This is a genomic window from Chryseobacterium limigenitum (genome assembly GCF_900114875.1).
Lineage (GTDB): Bacteria > Bacteroidota > Bacteroidia > Flavobacteriales > Weeksellaceae > Chryseobacterium > Chryseobacterium limigenitum.
Window position 1 is genome coordinate 20,175 of the sequence record NZ_FPKW01000002.1, and the last position, 18,796, is coordinate 38,970.

The window sequence follows — 18,796 nt, forward strand, 5'->3', positions numbered from 1 at the left end:
AATTTTTATTGAAATAATTGTACTGTTTCATTCACGAGAAATTTCACCTGATCAGGTCTTCCTCTGTCATTTTTAGGATTGTTGCTGTAGCTTCCCGTTCTTACGATCACCATATCATATTCCGGAACCATAATAATGTATTGACCTTGAAGGCCTAAGAAATAATAATGTTTAATAGGATTGTCGTTATTAATCCAAAGTCCCATTCCATAAATTTCTTTAGATTTCTGAGTCGGAGTTCTCATTAAATTAATGAAATCTAAATTTAATAATTGAACATCGTCAACCTTCCCGTCATCCAAAAATAACTGCCCCAATTTTGCATAATCTCTCGCGTTGGAATGAATACAGCAGTAGGTTTTTTCCATTCCGCTGTCGTCGACGCTCCATTCGGCATTTTGTTCCATTCCAAGCGGAATCCAGAATTTTTCGGATAAATAACTGGCTAAAGATTGATTAATAGCTTTTCTTACTGCAAAACCTAACAATTGTGTTGAACCACTTTGATATTCATATCGCTGTCCTGGTTCTTCTTTAAATTTTCTTGAAAAAACAGCTTTTTTGAGACTTCTTCCATAATAAGCTTTGGCATTTGGAAGAAAAGGATTGGCATAATCTTCATCCCAATCAAGTCCGGCTTCCATTTGAGCTAAGTTTTTTATAGTAACATTGTTTCCAAATTCTTTAGTTTTAAATTCATCATAAAAATCGGAGAATTGAGCATCAATATTATCAATTTTACCCTCTTCTAAAGCTTTCCCCAAAAGCATTACTGTCACTGCTTTAGCCATGGAAAAGGAATTGGTTTTTGAAAGCTGACTATAGCCGTCCCAATACTGTTCATGAAGAATTTTTCCATTTTTAATGACGATAAAGGCGGCAGTGTGAGATTGTTTTAGATCTTCAACGATATTTTTCGGTAACTCTTTTTTGTTGTATTCAGGATCTTCTTCCCAAAGTTTGGGTTCTTCTGTAGCAATGGTATTTCTCGGGAAGAGCTTTCCATCATCAATATTAGCACTCGTTTTTCCTTTCAGATACGTTTTGGAAATTCCGCTGAATAAGTAATCATATCCAAAAATATAGGCTGCAGCTACTGTAACGGCTGCTCCGCCTATGATATATTTTAGTGCTTTCATTGTGAGTTGGTCTTCAGCAAATTTAAAATAAAATTGATAAGAAATTAAAAAAGCCCTGAAAAAATCAAGGCTGTATTTAAAAAAAAGTAATAGGCTACTTATTGTATTCAGTAAGGAATGTGTGCGAGTTTGTAGGAAATAATGTGCTTGTATAAGTTGTAACCGTTTTTGTAGGGAAATTGTTATTATTATAAGTGTGCACTGATGTATTACTAGTTTGCCCGTTGGTTGGACCACTATAAATACTACTTACTTTTAAAAGATTGTTGCTGGCAACGTCTCCCTCAGGTGATAACAGAAGATTTATCTTTAAAAATCCTTTTATATTTTTAGTTGGATTATTTTGCCCGTCATACGTGTAGGTGTAGTTTCTTATATGTCCTTCATAGTTGGATGTTCCAGTAATAAGATTGCCATTATTGGAAATGTAAACGTCATACTGGGTAGATTTTATATCTGTATGTACTCCGGTTGCAGGATTGTAGGTAGACGATGTGTATTCATTGTATTTCACATGATTATCACTTAGATACTGGAAGTTTTTTGTATAAACCAATGTTCCTCCAGAATGTTTGTTGGTGATTTTTTCAGCAGTAACTCTTCCGTTGGTGTAAGTGAATTCTCTCGTGTAAACTATCGCAGTACCTTCAAAATCCTCAGTTTTTACGATATTGTCTCCACTGTAAGTATACACTGTTTTTTCGTTGGTGCCAACATCGTTTGATTCTACTAATTTTGTTCCGTCATATTTAAAAGTAACCACATAGGTCTGGTTATCCTGAGTAATTTCGGTAAATTTTGTTGGAAGGATGGTTGTTGGATCAACTGGTTGTGTTTCGTCAACAGTGTCATCGGACGAGCCACAACTTGCCAGGGCAAATATTGCCAAAGACGAAATAATTAATTTTTTCATAGTTATTATTTAGAGTGTTAAAAAGTTCGCTAAAATAATAAATTCTACCAGATAATTAACGAATGTGGTATAAAATAAAAAAAGCCCTGATTTCTCAAGGCTTTTGATCTATATTTTAGAAAGTAAATTTCTGAAATTTGTTTTCTCGTCGATAATTCGTCTCAGTTCTGAAACCGGAACTCTTTCCTGCTGCATGGTGTCTCTGTCTCTTATCGTTACTGTGTGGTCTGTCAAAGAATCGTGATCAATGGTGATACAATAAGGTGTTCCAACCGCATCTTGTCTTCTGTAACGTTTTCCGATCGCGTCTTTTTCTTCGTAGAATAAGTTGAAATCATATTTCAAATCATTGAAAATATTTTCTGCATATTCAGCTAAACCGTCTTTCTTCATTAATGGAAGAATTGCCGCTTTAATTGGTGCTAAAGCCGGAGGTAGAGATAAAACAGTTCTTTCTGAACCGTCTTCCAATACTTCGTCTCTTAAACAATGAGAGAAAATTGAAAGGAATAATCTGTCTAAACCTACAGAAGTTTCTACTACATAAGGAACGTAGTTTTCATTTCTTTCAGGATCGAAGAACTGAAGCTTTCTTCCGGAGAATTCTTCATGAGCTTTTAAATCAAAATCCGTTCTTGAGTGAATACCTTCCAATTCTTTGAAACCGAATGGAAAATTAAATTCAATATCAGCTGCAGCATTCGCATAATGAGCCAGTTTCTCATGATCGTGGAATCTGTAATTATCATTTCCTAAACCTAAAGCTAAGTGCCAGTTTAGACGTTTTTGCTTCCACTGTTCGTAGAATTCAAGTTCAGTTCCCGGAGCAACGAAGAATTGCATTTCCATTTGTTCGAATTCACGCATTCTGAAGATAAACTGTCTTGCAACAATTTCATTTCTGAATGCCTTACCGATTTGTGCAATCCCGAAAGGAAGTCTGTGACGTGAAGTTTTCTGTACATTCAAGAAATTAACGAAGATACCCTGAGCAGTTTCAGGTCTTAAATAAAGATCCATTGCGCTGTCTGCAGAAGCACCCAATTTAGTTCCGAACATTAGGTTGAATTGTCTTACTTCTGTCCAGTTTTTAGAACCGGTATCAGGATCAGCGATTTCCAATTCTTCAATTAAAGCTTTTACATCAGCAAGATCTTCATTTTCCAATGATTTTGCCAATCTTGAAAGAATAGCCTCTCTTTTTGCTCTGTATTCCAAGATTTTTGGATTAGTAGCTTCAAATTGTGCTTTATCGAAAGATTCACCAAATCTTTTCGCTGCTTTTTCGATTTCTTTGTTTTCTTTATCTTCAATTTTCAAACAGTAATCTTCCACCAAAACGTCTGCTCTGAAACGTTTTTTAGAATCTTTATTGTCAATCAATGGATCGTTGAAAGCGTCTACGTGGCCAGATGCCTTCCATGTTGTTGGGTGCATAAGGATCGCCGAATCAATACCCACAATATTTTCGTTAAGCTGTACCATTGCTTTCCACCAATATTGTTTGATATTATTTTTTAGTTCGGCTCCGTTCTGTCCATAATCATAAACAGCGGATAAACCGTCATAGATCTCACTTGAAGGGAAAATAAAACCATATTCTTTAGCGTGAGAAATCACTTTCTTGAAAACATCTTCTTGCTTTGCCATAATTTTTTTACGTCTGAAGCACAAAAATAATGTTTTTTATTGGGAAAATATTAATATCGGTAAGAACCTACATTGGATACGGACATTAAAAAGCATCCACCTAAACCGATCATCAATAAAATACCTGCAATAATCAATAATAATATTCTTATTGTTCTGTGTTTTTTAGGATCTGTAGCGGCTAAGGTAAGGGCACTAGTAATAATAGAGATGATTATCAGTGATTTGAAAAAATTAAAATAGTCTACCATAATTTTTTAGACTTTTCTGTTTCCACGAATGTAAAGAAATTTAACCGAGATCTTATCGAAAATATAAAGATTAAGATTTTCAGGAGCCGGGAATCTGCTTTCTCTACTCGCTATTTTTCATGAATCTGCGCGGCGGCGGAGCCGCCGCGCAGATTCATGAAAAATGAGCTCAAACATGCCGTTCAATCAGGGCTAAATCAGCCGAAAATCTCTACTTTTGTCCCATGTTAGAAATTCTTTATCGCGACGAACATCTTATTGCCATCAACAAACCCAGCGGATTATTGGTTCATAAATCTTTTTATGCAGGAGAAGCCGATACTTATGCTATTCAGGAATTAAGAAACCAGATTGGGCAAAAAGTTTATCCTGTGCATCGTTTAGACCGGAAAACTTCTGGTGTTTTGCTGTTCACTTTAGATAAAGAAACCTTGAGAACTATGAGTGATCAGTTTGCTACAAGACAGGTTGAAAAGAAATACATAGCCATTCTTCGGGGCTGGACAAAGGAAGAAGAAACGATAGACTATGACTTGATTAACGAAAATGAAGTCAAACAAAATGCCATTACCTATTATCGTCGTTTACAGACTTCGGAAATAGATTTGCCTTTTTTAAAACATCAGACTTCAAGATATTGTTTGGTAGAAGCAATCCCTGAAACGGGAAGATTTCATCAGTTGAGAAAGCATTTTAAACATATTTTACATCCGATTTTAGGCTGTCGCAAACACGGCTGCAATAAACAGAATAAGTTGTGGCTGGAAACATTTGAGATCACAAAAATGACGCTTCATGCCCATCAATTGATTTTTAATCATCCTATTTCTAACGAAAGAATTACAGTAAATGGCACTATAGATGATGAGTTCAAAAGAATAGGAGATATTCTGAATTTCGATTTGAGTTCATATTCGTAGTTTTTTCCATTTTTGTTACTCCAAAGTTTGTCATCCTGGAAGGATCTACGCATAGTATTAGAAAATCAGATGAAAAATTTGAGTCTAGATTCCTGCGGAATGACAAACTTTGCGGTTATTTTACGATGTTGAAATAAACGACTGGATCCTAGCCCCGATTGAAATGAAAATCCTTTTTTGTAAAAAAAGATTGTAATGGAAAGCGGGAAAAAGCTTCAAATAAAATCTGAAATTTTAATTTTAAAAAAGCAAAAGCAAATAAATTTGCTACGCGAAGCTTCAACATATAGCTTCATCAAATCAACTTGTTGATCAATACTTTGCTCACTTAATAATACGTTTGAATAATTAAATCTTTGCGTAAAGAAATTATCCCGCTGATTTTGCAGAAGATTGTGTTTTATAGATGATGCTTATAAAACATTTTTACATAAAATATCATACGTTAATCAACTATTAATTTTAAAATGAGTATTTTTGTAAAACTTTTTTTCAATGTACAAATCGCTTATTCGTCCGATCCTTTTCAAATTTGATCCTGAAGAAGTTCATCACTTTACTTTTTCAATGCTAAAGAATTTCGGATTTCTCACTAAATTATTTTTCCCTAAACCTATTGAAGACAAACGTCTGGAAAGAGAAGTTTTCGGATTGAAATTTAAAAATCCTGTAGGATTGGCGGCCGGTTTCGATAAAAATGCAGTGTTGTTTAACGAATTGGGAGATCTGGGTTTCGGATTTGTAGAAATTGGAACAGTAACGCCAAAAGCTCAAGCTGGAAATCCTAAAAAAAGATTATTTCGTCTGATAGAAGACGGTGGAATCATCAACAGAATGGGCTTCAATAACGACGGCCTAGAAGCAGCGATTGAAAAATTGAAAGGAAACAAAGGAAAAATAATCATCGGTGGAAACATCGGAAAAAATACAGATACAAGCCCGGAAAATTACACTCAGGATTATCTGGATTGTTTTGAAGGTCTTCATCCTCACGTAGATTATTTTGTACTGAATGTAAGCTGTCCGAATGTTGGAAGTCATGCAAAACTGGAAGATGTAGAATATTTACGAGAACTGATTACAGAAGTTAAAAAAATCAACCAGTCAAAATCTGTACAGAAGCCAATATTATTGAAAATTGCTCCGGATTTGAACAATCAGCAGCTTGATGAAATTATTGAACTGATTGCAGAAACAAAAATCGACGGAATTGTAGTTTCCAATACATCAGTAAACAGAGAAGGATTGAAAACTTCGGCTGAAGTGTTAGAACAAATAGGAAATGGCGGATTAAGCGGAAAACCTATTCGTGAGAGAAGCACAAAAATGATCAAATATCTTTCAGATAAAAGCAACAGAGCTTTCCCAATCATCGGAGTTGGTGGAATTCACTCCGCAAAAGATGCGATCGAAAAATTAAATGCAGGAGCGACTTTAATTCAATTATATACAGGATTTGTTTACGAAGGTCCGGAATTGATCAAGGAAATCAACAAAGAAATTTTAAAAAGAGCAAGCAGATTGCCGAGATAAATTAAAAGAGAGTTTTTAGACTCTCTTTTTTATTTTGACTTTCTAACAGATGCGTTTTTTATATCAACCGTAAAAGTGTAAGCTGATGTAGATTCCGTTTTGTTTATTGTAAAAGTTAATATTTTTCTGTCTTTGGATTTTGTTTCTTTGGTGTCATAGATATTTTCAAGACAGCTTTCTGTGAGAAATTCTTCGTAACTTTTATAATTCCAGTCTTTTGTGAAGTACAAAACTCTGTAACCTTTTTCGCCTTCACTTGCGCCACATCTTCCGCATGCATTGAAATTTGATGATTCTTCAAAATAAAGTAAAACACGATTCCCATTTTCTCCGGAAGCGTAAGAAATTAATTGATTTCCGCCATGTTTGTTAATAAAATCAAAGGTGTTGATCTTTTTATTATTAGGCAAAATGAGGTAATTATTATAACGGTAAATCATCGTATTACCGGTAAATAATTTCGCTGCCTGAGTTTTTTCATTCAAGTAAAAATTACCCAAAATAGGATTTTCTTTATCCTTTTGCTCAAAAATAATAGATTCTTTAGGTTGTAAATTTTCTGCGATTTCCGTAGTTTTTTCTACTTTTTGGGGAGAAGTAATTTGATCTCTGATACTTTTAGAATTCTGCTTTTGCTTGGCTCCAAAATTATACAAAGACAATTTTCCATAATCGTAAATGCCTGTTAACTGAATTTTCTTTTGATATTTATCGTAATAATACCATCCGTCCACAAAATATTGATACAAGCTGCAGTCCGCAATTCCTGCAAAATAAAGTTGCATTGTGACAGGAACTCCCGCAATTTCTCCTTTAAAAATCTGAGAGGAATCTGTAACTTTCTTTAATTCAACTTTCTGACAGAGAAATAATGTTATGCTTAAAGAAAATAAGAGCGTTAAAATTTTTTTCATGGTTTGGTTGTTATTAGTTTAAATTTTTCAGAGGAAGAAGTGTGAGATCGTGTAAATGATCAAACCTACGAGTCCGCCGACCAAAGTTCCGTTAACGCGAATAAACTGGAGGTCTTTTCCAACTTCTAATTCCAGTTTTTCACTTAATTCTTTCCCTTTCCAGTTGCCAACAGTTGAACTGATGAGGTTTCCGAATTGGTGGGTATTTTTAAGAATATATTTGTAAGCGGTGACACGAACCCAATGATCGATCTTATTTTGAAGATTTTCGTCAGTTTTAAGATTTTGTGAAAATTCATTCAGGTTTTTAGAAAGATAATTTTTTAATGAAGATCCATCATCCTGAAGTTCTTTCATCAACGTTTTTTTAATAGAAAACCAGATGTCATTAGAATATTCATCCAGCTTATCATTTTTAAGGAAGTTATTTTTGATGTCTTTAAATTCATCTTCCCATTTCGGATCTTCTTTTAAATCTGTAGAAAATTCATAAATCTTTTTTGTGATCAACGCTCTGATCTCATGTTCAGTATCTTCTTCCACTTCTTTGAAAAAGTCTGCAAGTCCGCTTGCAATCTTATCTGCAATTTTATTGTCAACAAAAGACGGAATAAAAGAATAACTTCCTTCTTTTACACGTTTCTGGATCATTTCATCATTTTCAATGATATAATCTTTGATCTGTTTTGAGAGGTTGGTAATAATTCTCTGATGATCATTTTTGTCTAAAAGATAATTGATTCCGTTTCCGATAATTTTATTCAGTTTAATATCATCTGTCATTTCAGAAACCTTTTTACTGATGAAACTGCTTACCGTAGAATCATCCAGCTTGTTGAGAATATCTAAAACAATATCGGAAAGGTTTTTAATTAAAACTTCCTGGTTTTTCTCCTTATTAAGCCATTCTCCTACAAAATTTGAAACTTTTAATTTTTGAATATAAGGACGTATATTTTGAGGTGATAAAAAATTTGAAACAACAAAACTTCCCAAATTATCCCCTAATTTTTCTTTGCTGTTTTCAATCAAATTAGTGTGTGGAATCGGTAAGCCAAGCGGATGACGGAATAAAGCGGTAACGGCAAACCAATCTGCCAGCGCACCAACCATTGCTGCCTCAGAAAAAGCACGGACATACCCGATCCAATGAGAATCATTTGATTTTTGGAGAATTGTGGTAATAATAAAGACAATGGCCATCAACACAAAGAGTCCTGTGGCAAATGCTTTATATTTTCTTAACTGTTTTCTTTTTGCTTCATCATTCATATTCTCAAATTTACTAAATTTGGTTGTGAAGTTTATATTTAATCTAACCATAAAGGTCACAAAAGAATTAAGCACTTAAGTTATTTGAAGTTAAAATTTTATTGCAAAGAAGAACACATTAGTTTTTGAGAATCTTTGATTTTCTTCTTATGTGAACTTATATTATTTTCAAAGTAGTAACTTATTGAGCTAAAGTGTTCTAAAGTGTTCTAAAGCGTTAAAAAGCTTTTGTGACTTTTGTGGTTTAATTTTTAAGCTTAATCTCAAAAAATATTTAAATTAATCCTATGGAAAATATAGAAGCAAAAAACAATCCATATTACTCAAGAACAGATACTACAAAACTTGATATTTCTAATGACGAATGGAAAAAGATCCTTGCTCCGGATTTATACGCCATCGCCAGAGAAGCCGCGACAGAAAGAGCTTTTACCGGAAAATATAATGAATTTGACGAAACCGGAGAATATTATTGTGCGGTTTGCGGAAATCATTTATTCCGTTCTACTTCGAAATTTTCAAGCAGCTGCGGATGGCCAAGTTTCTTTGAAGCAGATAAAGAAGGTGTATATTATAAAAAAGATACAGCATACGGAATGGAAAGAGTAGAGGTGCTTTGCAAGAGATGTGACTCGCATTTGGGGCACGTCTTTGATGATGGTCCAAAGCCTACCGGACTGCGTTATTGCATGAATTCCGTGAGCCTGGAATTTGTCCCGGATTCGCAAAAATGAGGTCTTTAATTCACGAAATCAGGACGTTAAAGTTTCTTAAATTGAGTTAAACTTCTTTCATTTTTAACTGCTTGGTAATTATGTTTTTATAAATTTGCCTACTAATTTGAATTTAACATAATATTGAATGAAAGGATTTTATAGCGTATTAGGTATTGTTTACATGGTTACGACTTCATTTTATCTGTCTCCAAAAGAAGCGGTAGTAAAGAATGAAATCAGAACAAAAATTGAAAGATTAAACGACACTAAAACTGAAAAAATCACTACAGTATCTTCATCAGAAGCATTGTACAAATCAATTACATTTGAAGCGGGGCACGAACTTAACGAAGAAGTTTTCTTTAAAGCTTTAACAGGTTTTGAGAATTTAAAGAAAGCTGGTTTGCTTAATCAGGATGCTCACTTATTAACGGTATGCGATTTTTCGATGTCTTCTAACACGAAAAGACTTTGGGTGATTGACACAGAAGAAAAGAAAGTATTATTCAACTCTCTTGTAGCTCACGGAAAGAATACAGGTGAAGAATTTGCCACCAACTTTTCAAATACCAACAGTTCGCTTCAAAGCAGCTTAGGATTTTATATCACAGATGCTACTTATAACGGAGACAACGGGTATTCTTTAAGATTATTGGGAATGGATAAAGGCTTTAATGACGCAGCTTACAAAAGAGCCATCGTAATGCACGGAGCTGATTATGTGAGCGAAGATTTTGCAGCAGTGCATAAAAGGATCGGAAGAAGTTGGGGATGCCCAGCTGTTCCAAGAGATCTGACGCAGCCGATCATTAATACAATAAAAGGAAGAAATTGCCTTTTCATTTATTATCCCGATCAGAATTATCTTTCAAAATCGGAATGGTTAAAAGCATAACTTTAAAATGATTGACGCTTCGGAATTTATTTTTGCAGTAAGATTAATGAATAATCCTGATGGAACATGTACGTTTGAAAATGGGAAAATTCCTGTTTTAAAACCTATGAATACAACCACTTTTTGGATAAGCAATAAAATTGAGGAATGGGAAAAGGCTGATCATCCGGCTCCAAGAAGGCAATATGTAGTGACTTTGAAAGGAAAGGTCAGATTTAAGGTAAGTGATGGTTCAACATTTCTTATTGAGCCCGGATTTATTCTTTTAGCTGAAGATGTTGAAGGTGAAGGGCATAGTTGGGAAATAGAAGAAGGAGAGAAATGGGAAAGACTATATATTCCAATTGCTGAAAATGCTGAAAGTTTTTTTATTCCAGATCCGAAGTAGAGGATTATTCCAGATTTAATTTTATCTGAATTAATAGTATTATGCAAAAAGCAGTCAAATTTTTGACTGCTTTTTTATTTTAACTAAAATAAGATTTTTCATTAAGATTTTCCAGTACGTTTGTCATTCTGACGAAGGAAGAATCTAAACCATTGTATTTAATCTGCGAGAGAATTTTACGAAGTAAACTTCTTAAAAACTAAAGTCGCATTATGTCCTCCAAAGCCAAAAGCATTACTTAAAGCAAATGTAATATCCTTTTCTTTAGCTTCACCGAAAATAATATTCACCTCTTTCGGGATATTCTCATCAATATTATGAAGATTGATCGTTGGTGGGATAATTCCGTTTTCAATTGCTTTTATAGAAAGAATAGCTTCTGCCGCTCCGGCTGCTCCTAACAAGTGCCCTGTCATCGATTTCGTAGCGCTGATGTCAAGGTTTTTACTTCCTTTGAATAATTTATTAATTCCTTTTAATTCAACCAAATCTCCCATCGGAGTAGAAGTTGCGTGAGGATTAAGATAGTCAATATCTTCTATATTCGCTTCAGCTTCATTAAGAGCTAATTGCATGGCTTTAATTGCTCCAACACCATCGGGATGAGGTGCTGTCATGTGATAAGCATCAGCTGTCATTGCTGCTCCTACTAATTCTGCGTAGATTTTTGCACCTCTTGCTTTAGCGTGCTCATATTCTTCAAGAATTAACGCTCCTGCACCTTCACCCATGACGAAACCATCTCTGTTGGCGTCATAAGGACGACTTGCTGTTGCAAAATCATCATTTCTGGTAGACATTGCTTTCATAATAGAGAAACCTCCTACAGAAGCCGGAGTAATAGCTGCTTCAGAACCACCACTTACAATAACTTTCGCTTTTCCTAATCTGATATAGTTGAAAGCATCCATTATCGCTGTATTTCCTGTAGCACAAGCTGAAATAGTGGTATAATTAATGCCCTGAAGACCAAATTTCATAGAAATCATTCCTGATGCCATATTGGCAATGAATTTCGGAACAAAAAACGGATTAAACCTTGGCGTTCCGTCACCTTTTGTGAATTCCATTACTTCACTTTCGAAAGTCCACATTCCGCCTTGTCCTGTTCCCCAGATTACGCCCGTATCAAACGGATCCATATTTTCTAGTTCAAGCCCTGAATCTTTAAGCGCTTCTGCACTAGAATACATGGCATATTGTGAAAATAAATCACTTCTTTTAATTTCCTGATGAGTTAAATGTGCTTTTGGATCAAAATTTTTAACCTCACAAGCAACATGTACTTTAAATTTTTCTGTATCGAAATGGGTAATTAAGTTGGCCCCACTGACACCATTAATACTGTTTTGCCAAAAATCTTCGACATTATTCCCCAAAGGTGTAACTGCACCTAGTCCTGTAATGACAACTCTTTTCATATTAGTTATTGATTTTAAATAGATTAGAGGTTCCTCTTGCAATTAAACGCGTCTTGTCTGCGTTCCATATTTCGCATTGTGCATTTACAAATTGCTTACCTCTTTTAATGATTTTCGTTTCGGCTACAATATTATCATTTTCTTTTGCTGTGGAGAAATAATCTATGACATTATTGATGGTTGTGATAAAAGAATTTTCGTTTAAGGAAAACATCGTGGCTCCGATGATGTCATCAACAATTGCTGCGGTGACCCCGCCATGAAGATTTCCTATCGGATTCAGCCACTCTGGTCTTACTTTATATTGAAACTCCAACTGTCCTTCCTCTACAGAAAGAACGATGGGGTTGAGCCATTTCATAAAAGGAGAAGGAGATTGTGTAAATTCCTTTCCGATGAATTGTTTTAATTGTTCTAATCTGTCCATTCTTTCAATTTTTATTTTTCTAAGATCATCGTAACGCCTTGTCCACGAGCAGCGCAGATGGAGATAAATCCTTTTCCGCTTCCTTTTTCATTGAGTAATTTTGCTAAAGTTCCAATGATTCTTCCGCCGGTTGCGGCAAAAGGGTGTGCTACTGCTAGACTTCCGCCTTTTACGTTTAATTTGTTTCTGTCGATTTTTCCTAATGCTTTTTCTAATCCGAATTTTTTAGCCAAGTCATCATTTCCCCAAATTTTTAATGTTGCTAAAACTTGTGCGGCAAAAGCCTCATGGATTTCATAATAATCAAAATCCTCCAAACTCATTCCTGCTTTTTTAAGCATTCTGTCTGTTGCAAAAACAGGAGCTAGCAATAGGTTTTGTTTATTTTCAACATATTCAATACCTGCAACTTCTGAAAAAGTGATATAGGCTAAAATGGGTAAATTATTGGCTTTTGCCCATTCTTCACTAGCCAACAAAACCGCAGATGCTCCATCGGTAAAAGGCGTTGAATTTCCGGCTGTTAAGGTTCCGTTTTGTTTGTCAAAAGCAGGTTTTAATGAAGCTAATTTCTCCAAACTCGTATCACGACGAAGATTATTATCCTTGTCTAAACCAAAAGCCGGAGTGATCATATCATTAAAAAATCCTTCATCATAAGCTTTTGCCATATTTTGATGGCTTTTAAAGGCTAATTCATCCTGATCTTCACGGGAAATCTGATAATATTTTGCGGTAATTTCTGTGTGACCGCCCATTACCAAACCTGTTTTGGGTTCCTGACCTTTGTAAGGGATTGGCATCCAGTCTTTGAGTTTTGGACTTAATAGTTGTTTTAATTTTCCGAAAGCAGATTTTTCTTTGTTGGCCTTTAATAAAGCTTTTCTTAATCTTGGTGAAGATTCAAAAGGAATATTGCTCATGGCTTCAACACCGCAGGCAATTCCGCTTTCGATCTGACCTAAAGCGATTTTGTTTGCGATGTATACTGTTGCTTCAATTCCTGTATCACAGGCTTGTTGAAGGTCACATGCAGGAGTTCCAGGATCAAGAGAAGTATTCATCACGGTTTCTCTGATGAGGTTGCTTTCAGAAATGTGTTTGATGGTCGCTCCTCCGGCAACTTCACCGAGAAGTTTTCCTTTTAGGCAGTAACGATTGATCAAACCATCCAGCGCGGGAAGCAGTAAATCCTGATTTCCTTTGTCTGCGTAAGCGGTATTCATTCTGGCAAAAGGGATTCTGCTGTATCCTACAATTGCTACTTTTTTTGTTTCCATATTGTGAAGTTTATGATGGAAGGTGTTTTAGTTCTTTATCAATCATTAATAATATTCTGTCTAAAGCGAGATTGAGGTATTTTTCGTCACCTGTTGTTTTGGAAAGTAATATCCCGCCTTCGACAAGCATAATAAATAACGATGCGAATTCATCAGCATTAATATTTTCATGAATTTCACCATTTTTCTGACCTTGAATAATGACTTCAGATATATTTTTTATCCAACCCTCAAAAGATTTTGTGACTTGTTTCTTCAATGTAGGAAATTTGTCGTCAGCTTCAGTTGCAGCGTTCATCAATGGGCAACCTCCGGTTTCGAAAACCATTTTCCAGTTTTTACGGTAAAAATTAACAAAAGCATTTAATTTATCAATAGTAGTAGAAAATTCGTCTCCAAGTGATCGGGACATACTTTTTCCTAATAAACCTGAGTTGTATTTGTAGACCTCAAGCGCAACTTCATCTTTATTCTCAAAGTTTCCATAAATGCTTCCTTTCGTTAATCCCGTTGCTTCGGTAATATCTGAAAGCGACGTAGAAGTATACCCTTTGGTGTTAAACAAAGACGCTGTTTTTTCGATAATAAATTGTTTTGTCTTTTCTGCTTTTGACATTTCTTTCAATGAAAATATTGCACAAAGATACAAAAATATACCGATTGGTATATTTTATTTTTGAAATTATAAATTCTGTGTTTAATCTACTGAATTAAACCATTAAAATTTTAAGTTTGGCTAAAGCCAATTTGCTGGCTCTGAAAGAAAAAACGGGCTAAAGCCCGTTCCTATTGATGTTGAATTTAAAATTTTCTACTTTTTATATAGAACTTAATACTCTTAAATTCTTAATGGTTCAAAAATTTAATTTTAAACTAAAGTAGCATTCAACGTAATTTCAAAATTAAAAGCTGCGCTTACAGGACAACCTTCTTCAGCAATTTTAGCATATTTTTGAAACTCTTCTTCTGAAAGTCCCGGAACTTTTGCTGTTAAAGTTAATTCAGATTTTGTAATTTTTCCGATGTTTGGATCTAAAGTGATTACTGATTTTGTAGTCAATTCTTCAGGAGTAAAACCAGCCTGAGAAAGTTCTGCACTTAGCTTCATCGTAAAGCATCCTGCGTGAGCAGCTGCCAACAATTCTTCCGGGTTTGTTCCCACTCCATCCGCAAAACGGCTGTTGAAAGAATATTGAGTTTCGTTCAACGTTGTGCTTTGAGTTGTTAAATGTCCTTTTCCTTCTTTAATGTTACCGTTCCAAACGGCAGTTGCGTTACGTTTCATAATGTTTTATTTAATGTTGTTTGTTTTTGATATTACAAATGTATGGCGGTTATTAGGTGTAATAAATACATAAAAAGGATTAAATATTGTACTTTTTTCCCGAAGTGTAATTTTTTTTGAAATTTACAGGTGTGTTTCCTATTTTATTCGTAAAAAGTCGGTTGAAATATGCCGGATCTTCATAGCCTAAGTCATATGCGATTTCTTTTACAGGTTTATCAGTATAAAATAATAGTCTTTTAGCTTCCAGTAAAATTCTGTTGATAATAAACTGATTGGGAGAATCCAGATGTAAGCTTTTAAATTTATGAGTTAATGTTTTCGGAGCGATGTGAAGTAAATCTGCATAATCAGCCACATTGTGCTTCTCTCTGAAATGGATCTCGAGATGTCTGCTGAAATCTCGGAAAACATCCAATTCATTGCTTGGAATTTTTACAGTATCGTTGTCCAGATTCTGTTTCTTCCATTTTCTGGTGGCGCGGATGATGATCTGTTTTAAATACGTTCTTATCATTTCTTCGCCGGAAGATTCTTTCCATTCAAGTTCTTCTTTGATATTTTGAAATAAATTTTTAATGATAATTGTTTCAGAATCATCAAGATCAACTTTGGGGATTTCAAAAATATTATGAAAAAGCAAGCCGTCACAGGCTACTTCTTTATCATGAATTTGGATGCAATAGAAATCTCGGTTGTAATAGAGAAGAGAAGCAGCTTCAGAATTTCCATTTTTAATATCTAAATATTGATAGGTAAGAAAAAATAGAGTAGGGGCTTGTGTTGTATAATGATTGAAATCTACAGTGAGTTCATAGCCTGCAGGAACAAAAAGTATTTTGATGTAGGGTTGAGACTTTATTTTGCTGATGGTTTCAAGGTTTTCATTGGAAAATATATTCAGGCCGAATTTCTTGTAATTATCTTCAAAAAGTAGAGTTTGTGACATGCTTTTAGTTTACCTTAAAGATACGAAAAAGCATGATTTCAAGATATTAAATTATTGAAATCATGCTTGTATATTTTAATTTGAATGAGTTTTGTTACTTCACTCATACTCTATAATTCTCAAACTCTCAAACCTAGAATGTAACATCCAATCCAACATAGAAATTAGCTTTCATAATTGGAGCGTAAACCATTCCGCCGTCAAAATAATTTCCGAACGGATTTTTGAAATCAACGATGGCATTTTTTTGGTAATAAGAGGTTAAATTCTCACCCCCAACATACGCTCTGATCTTTTTGTTGAAATTTCTTGAAATCTGAGCATTCAACACCGCATAAGATTCTGAATAGGCTGGTAATTGAAATTCTTCAGGATTGCTTGATGTATTGGGAAGTCTTTGTTTTCCGACCCAGTTTAAAGTGGTGTCAAAACTCCAGAATGCACCTTTGTTATTCTTGTTGGTTGCATACGCCAAATTCACGAAACCTCTGTGTTTTGCCATGAAAGGAATTTCTCTTCTTCCATCAAGATAATCCGCCTGAACATCATAATATTTATAGGCTAATCTCACATCGAAATTCTTGAAAGGCGTAAAATCCCACTGCGTCTGAAAAGAATTGGCGAAAGATTTATCTTCCAAATTATAGAAAGTCAATTGTTGAGGTGAACGGTCTAGATCTACCAAAACCTGGTTCTGGAAATCTGTTCTGAAGAAATCAGCAATGATCGAAGATTTTCTTCCAAATAACTTGAATTCCTGTTGTAAACTTACCCCGTAATTCCAAGCGATTTCAGGTTTTAAACCATAGATGCTTCCATTATTTTGTAAGATCTGGATAGTTCTGTTAGATGCAAAATATTGTTGATTTTCAGCAAAAACATTCGCAGTTCTGAAACCTCTGCCCGCAGAAAGTCTCAAAATAGTCTGTGGAGTGAAATCATATTTAAAATTCAATCTCGGCGTAAACTGAGTTCCTGCCAAATTATGGAAGTCGGCTCTGGCTCCGGCAACTAAAGTATATTTTAATCCGGTCAGGGTATATTCAGCAAAAATTCCGGGAACGATCTCGTTACGCTTAAAATTATCTGCTAGATATGTTTCGTCATAACCGTCATACATAAAGCTTGCACCCGCTTTATATTTGTGGTTGGTATTCCCTAAAATACTTTCAAAAATTAAATTAGAGTAATACGTCTGCTGTTTCCCGGAGTAATTTCTAAGGCCGAAAAAGCTGTCCTGCTGATGATAAACATATTGGTTCATCCAGCCTAAGCTTTGGTAAGGTTTTCCTCTGAAAACATATCCTGTTTTATTCCAAACCTGAAATCTTGAAATGTCAATTCCCACTCCGTAAGCGGTTTGTTTGTCCTGAGCCAATTGTTTGTTGAAATCAGTTTGTCCTGCCGTTCTTTCGTCTTTGATGAAATTAATTCCAAAATGCGAACCGAAACCTGACTTCTCTAAATCATTATAATTCAATAAATAAGCTGCATTGATCTGCGTTCCTTTTGGACGGTCAAGAAAGCCGTCATCATTCATATCGGTATTGCCGAAAGTTCCGTTTCCGTGAAGTAAAAATGTTTGAGACCATTTTTCATTAATGTTGGAAACGTTTGTAATATTGGCTTCGGCTCTTCCGTTAAAATCAGAAAAAAGATTTAATGAAGTTTCAGGTTCTTTAGCATTTTTTAGAAGTTCTGTATTGATCTGTCCTGTAATGCTTTCGTATCCGTTGGTAACGGTACTTCCTCCTTTGGTTAGTTGAATACTTTCGATCCATCTTCCGGGAATGAAACTTAATCCATATGCAGAAGCCAAGCCTCTAATTTCGGGTAATAATTCTTTCGTTAAACTCGTATATTTCTGATCTAAGCCTAACATTTTCAACTGTTTTGTTCCTGTAACCGCATTACTGAAAGAAACGTCGACCGTGGCATTGGTTTCAAAACTTTCGGATAAATTACAGCAAGCTGCTTTTAATAATTCTTTTTTATCAATATTAAAAACCAACCCAGCTTCTTTTTTGCTTAAAGAAGTTGCGGCTTTTCCGCCTGTTACAACAACGCCTTCAATGTGTTTTTCATGATTGTCATGACTTTCATGGTTTTCGTTTGAGGCATTTTGATCAGCGTGTTCTGAATGTTCAGATGTTGTGCCCTCTTCATAATGTACGTTAGGATTCTTTTCTCCTAAAGCGATTTCTCGGTCATACAGGCAACATGAGGGTAAGTTTTTATAAGTGTTGTCGCTAGATTTGTACTTTTCATTATCATGACCAACGTCTGCAATTTTCTTTAAAATTTTGTCAGCTGAGGTTTTTGATGGATCAAAATCTAATGTAACGGTCTGTTTTTCTGCATCCCAGTCCGCAGAATTGGCACCTGCATCTTTGGCTGCTTTTTCAATTCTTGCTTTACAAGATGCGCAGTTTCCTTTTACATAAAATTCATTCTCTTTTTTGTGATGATGATTGTGGACTTCTGCAGTTGATTGTTGAAGATCTCTTTCATAATGACAACATCCGGGAAGACTTTCATACGTCTCATTTGATGCCTTGAATTTTTCGTTGTCATGTCCCGCTCCGGCAACTTTTTTCAAAATTTCATCAGTTGAAATGTTGTTGTCAGTTTCTAAGGTTAAGGTTTGAGAATCAATAGAATATCGAGCTTCTTTTGCGCCTGCTTTTTTAGCGGTTGTTTCAATTCTTTCCTTACACATTTCACAGTTTCCTTTAACTTTAAACTGACTTTTAGAAAGATTCTGAGCAAAAATAATTTGGGTAAATAGCAAGAATGCACCAAGAATTACCTTGGAAATATATAATTTCATTTTGTTTAAAATT

18 protein-coding genes are annotated in these 18,796 nt (G+C 34.9%); 5 read left to right on the forward strand and 13 right to left on the reverse strand.

Going from position 1 to position 18,796, the window contains the following annotated elements; all coding sequences use genetic code 11:
- Positions 1–5 precede the first annotated feature (5 nt).
- The 4 genes from BT156_RS02785 to BT156_RS21840 all read right to left on the reverse strand — a co-directional run bounded on the left by BT156_RS02785 (position 6) and on the right by BT156_RS21840 (position 3,953).
- Positions 6–1,139, reverse strand: coding sequence for a serine hydrolase domain-containing protein (locus BT156_RS02785; RefSeq protein WP_072407027.1), 1,134 nt, complete (start codon positions 1,137–1,139; stop codon positions 6–8).
- A 94-nt stretch (positions 1,140–1,233) separates the two neighbouring features.
- Positions 1,234–2,052 (reverse strand): lipocalin/fatty acid-binding family protein, encoded by an 819-nt coding sequence (locus BT156_RS02790; protein WP_072407029.1) that lies wholly within the window; start codon positions 2,050–2,052, stop codon positions 1,234–1,236.
- Between the two features lie 108 nt (positions 2,053–2,160).
- Positions 2,161–3,702 carry a glycine--tRNA ligase gene (locus BT156_RS02795; RefSeq protein WP_072407031.1) on the reverse strand — a complete coding sequence of 514 codons (1,542 nt, stop codon included), beginning with the start codon at positions 3,700–3,702 and terminating at the stop codon, positions 2,161–2,163.
- A 50-nt stretch (positions 3,703–3,752) separates the two neighbouring features.
- Positions 3,753–3,953, reverse strand: a complete 201-nt coding sequence (locus BT156_RS21840; RefSeq protein ID WP_139255398.1) for a hypothetical protein — start codon at positions 3,951–3,953, stop codon at positions 3,753–3,755.
- Positions 3,954–4,177: 224 nt separating this feature from the next.
- Between BT156_RS21840 and BT156_RS02800 the strand changes: the two genes are divergently transcribed.
- Both BT156_RS02800 and BT156_RS02805 read left to right on the forward strand, forming a co-directional pair.
- A complete protein-coding gene (locus tag BT156_RS02800) occupies positions 4,178–4,873 on the forward strand; it encodes a pseudouridine synthase (RefSeq protein ID WP_072407033.1) in 696 nt (231 codons plus the stop codon).
- A 495-nt stretch (positions 4,874–5,368) separates the two neighbouring features.
- Positions 5,369–6,406 carry a quinone-dependent dihydroorotate dehydrogenase gene (locus BT156_RS02805; protein ID WP_072407035.1) on the forward strand — a complete coding sequence of 346 codons (1,038 nt, stop codon included), beginning with the start codon at positions 5,369–5,371 and terminating at the stop codon, positions 6,404–6,406.
- A gap of 29 nt (positions 6,407–6,435) precedes the next feature.
- Here BT156_RS02805 and BT156_RS02810 read toward each other — a convergent pair whose 3' ends face one another.
- Both BT156_RS02810 and BT156_RS02815 read right to left on the reverse strand, forming a co-directional pair.
- Positions 6,436–7,320: a hypothetical protein gene (locus tag BT156_RS02810; protein WP_072407037.1), complete on the reverse strand. Its 885-nt coding sequence runs from the start codon at positions 7,318–7,320 to the stop codon at positions 6,436–6,438.
- Positions 7,321–7,347: 27 nt separating this feature from the next.
- Positions 7,348–8,592: a DUF445 domain-containing protein gene (locus tag BT156_RS02815; protein ID WP_072407039.1), complete on the reverse strand. Its 1,245-nt coding sequence runs from the start codon at positions 8,590–8,592 to the stop codon at positions 7,348–7,350.
- Positions 8,593–8,879: 287 nt separating this feature from the next.
- Here BT156_RS02815 and msrB point away from each other — a divergent pair, with 287 nt between their 5' ends.
- The 3 genes from msrB to BT156_RS02830 all read left to right on the forward strand — a co-directional run bounded on the left by msrB (position 8,880) and on the right by BT156_RS02830 (position 10,591).
- Entirely contained in the window at positions 8,880–9,326 is a 447-nt protein-coding gene (gene msrB, locus BT156_RS02820) for a peptide-methionine (R)-S-oxide reductase MsrB (protein ID WP_072407041.1), read from the forward strand.
- A 127-nt stretch (positions 9,327–9,453) separates the two neighbouring features.
- Positions 9,454–10,203, forward strand: a complete 750-nt coding sequence (locus tag BT156_RS02825) for a murein L,D-transpeptidase catalytic domain family protein (RefSeq protein ID WP_072407043.1) — start codon at positions 9,454–9,456, stop codon at positions 10,201–10,203.
- Between the two features lie 7 nt (positions 10,204–10,210).
- Positions 10,211–10,591 carry a cupin domain-containing protein gene (locus tag BT156_RS02830; RefSeq protein WP_072407045.1) on the forward strand — a complete coding sequence of 127 codons (381 nt, stop codon included), beginning with the start codon at positions 10,211–10,213 and terminating at the stop codon, positions 10,589–10,591.
- Positions 10,592–10,767: 176 nt separating this feature from the next.
- Here the strand turns inward: BT156_RS02830 and fabF are convergent, their stop codons facing one another.
- From fabF to BT156_RS02865, 7 genes are all read right to left on the reverse strand, one after another.
- Positions 10,768–12,012: a beta-ketoacyl-ACP synthase II gene (fabF, locus tag BT156_RS02835; RefSeq protein WP_072407047.1), complete on the reverse strand. Its 1,245-nt coding sequence runs from the start codon at positions 12,010–12,012 to the stop codon at positions 10,768–10,770.
- A gap of 1 nt (position 12,013) precedes the next feature.
- Positions 12,014–12,439 (reverse strand): PaaI family thioesterase, encoded by a 426-nt coding sequence (locus BT156_RS02840; protein ID WP_072407049.1) that lies wholly within the window; start codon positions 12,437–12,439, stop codon positions 12,014–12,016.
- Between the two features lie 11 nt (positions 12,440–12,450).
- Positions 12,451–13,719, reverse strand: a complete 1,269-nt coding sequence (locus BT156_RS02845; RefSeq protein WP_072407051.1) for an acetyl-CoA C-acetyltransferase — start codon at positions 13,717–13,719, stop codon at positions 12,451–12,453.
- 10 nt (positions 13,720–13,729) lie between these two features.
- On the reverse strand, positions 13,730–14,335 hold the full coding sequence (locus tag BT156_RS02850; protein ID WP_072407053.1) for a TetR/AcrR family transcriptional regulator: 606 nt from the start codon (positions 14,333–14,335) through the stop codon (positions 13,730–13,732).
- A 252-nt stretch (positions 14,336–14,587) separates the two neighbouring features.
- A complete protein-coding gene (locus BT156_RS02855) occupies positions 14,588–15,004 on the reverse strand; it encodes an OsmC family protein (RefSeq protein ID WP_072407055.1) in 417 nt (138 codons plus the stop codon).
- 79 nt (positions 15,005–15,083) lie between these two features.
- Entirely contained in the window at positions 15,084–15,953 is an 870-nt protein-coding gene (locus BT156_RS02860; protein ID WP_072407057.1) for a helix-turn-helix domain-containing protein, read from the reverse strand.
- A gap of 133 nt (positions 15,954–16,086) precedes the next feature.
- Positions 16,087–18,783 (reverse strand): TonB-dependent receptor domain-containing protein, encoded by a 2,697-nt coding sequence (locus tag BT156_RS02865; RefSeq protein WP_072407059.1) that lies wholly within the window; start codon positions 18,781–18,783, stop codon positions 16,087–16,089.
- Positions 18,784–18,796 lie beyond the last annotated feature (13 nt).

Bases quoted from the DNA above. Each gene is read 5' to 3' on its own strand.
- BT156_RS02785 (WP_072407027.1), bottom strand. From the start codon at position 1,139: ATGAAAGCACTAAAATATATCATAGGCGGAGCAGCCGTTACAGTAGCT.
- BT156_RS02790 (WP_072407029.1), bottom strand. From the start codon at position 2,052: ATGAAAAAATTAATTATTTCGTCTTTGGCAATATTTGCCCTGGCAAGT.
- BT156_RS02795 (WP_072407031.1), bottom strand. From the start codon at position 3,702: ATGGCAAAGCAAGAAGATGTTTTCAAGAAAGTGATTTCTCACGCTAAA.
- BT156_RS21840 (WP_139255398.1), bottom strand. From the start codon at position 3,953: ATGGTAGACTATTTTAATTTTTTCAAATCACTGATAATCATCTCTATT.
- BT156_RS02800 (WP_072407033.1), top strand. From the start codon at position 4,178: ATGTTAGAAATTCTTTATCGCGACGAACATCTTATTGCCATCAACAAA.
- BT156_RS02805 (WP_072407035.1), top strand. From the start codon at position 5,369: ATGTACAAATCGCTTATTCGTCCGATCCTTTTCAAATTTGATCCTGAA.
- BT156_RS02810 (WP_072407037.1), bottom strand. From the start codon at position 7,320: ATGAAAAAAATTTTAACGCTCTTATTTTCTTTAAGCATAACATTATTT.
- BT156_RS02815 (WP_072407039.1), bottom strand. From the start codon at position 8,592: ATGAATGATGAAGCAAAAAGAAAACAGTTAAGAAAATATAAAGCATTT.
- msrB (WP_072407041.1), top strand. From the start codon at position 8,880: ATGGAAAATATAGAAGCAAAAAACAATCCATATTACTCAAGAACAGAT.
- BT156_RS02825 (WP_072407043.1), top strand. From the start codon at position 9,454: ATGAAAGGATTTTATAGCGTATTAGGTATTGTTTACATGGTTACGACT.
- BT156_RS02830 (WP_072407045.1), top strand. From the start codon at position 10,211: ATGATTGACGCTTCGGAATTTATTTTTGCAGTAAGATTAATGAATAAT.
- fabF (WP_072407047.1), bottom strand. From the start codon at position 12,012: ATGAAAAGAGTTGTCATTACAGGACTAGGTGCAGTTACACCTTTGGGG.
- BT156_RS02840 (WP_072407049.1), bottom strand. From the start codon at position 12,439: ATGGACAGATTAGAACAATTAAAACAATTCATCGGAAAGGAATTTACA.
- BT156_RS02845 (WP_072407051.1), bottom strand. From the start codon at position 13,719: ATGGAAACAAAAAAAGTAGCAATTGTAGGATACAGCAGAATCCCTTTT.
- BT156_RS02850 (WP_072407053.1), bottom strand. From the start codon at position 14,335: ATGTCAAAAGCAGAAAAGACAAAACAATTTATTATCGAAAAAACAGCG.
- BT156_RS02855 (WP_072407055.1), bottom strand. From the start codon at position 15,004: ATGAAACGTAACGCAACTGCCGTTTGGAACGGTAACATTAAAGAAGGA.
- BT156_RS02860 (WP_072407057.1), bottom strand. From the start codon at position 15,953: ATGTCACAAACTCTACTTTTTGAAGATAATTACAAGAAATTCGGCCTG.
- BT156_RS02865 (WP_072407059.1), bottom strand. From the start codon at position 18,783: ATGAAATTATATATTTCCAAGGTAATTCTTGGTGCATTCTTGCTATTT.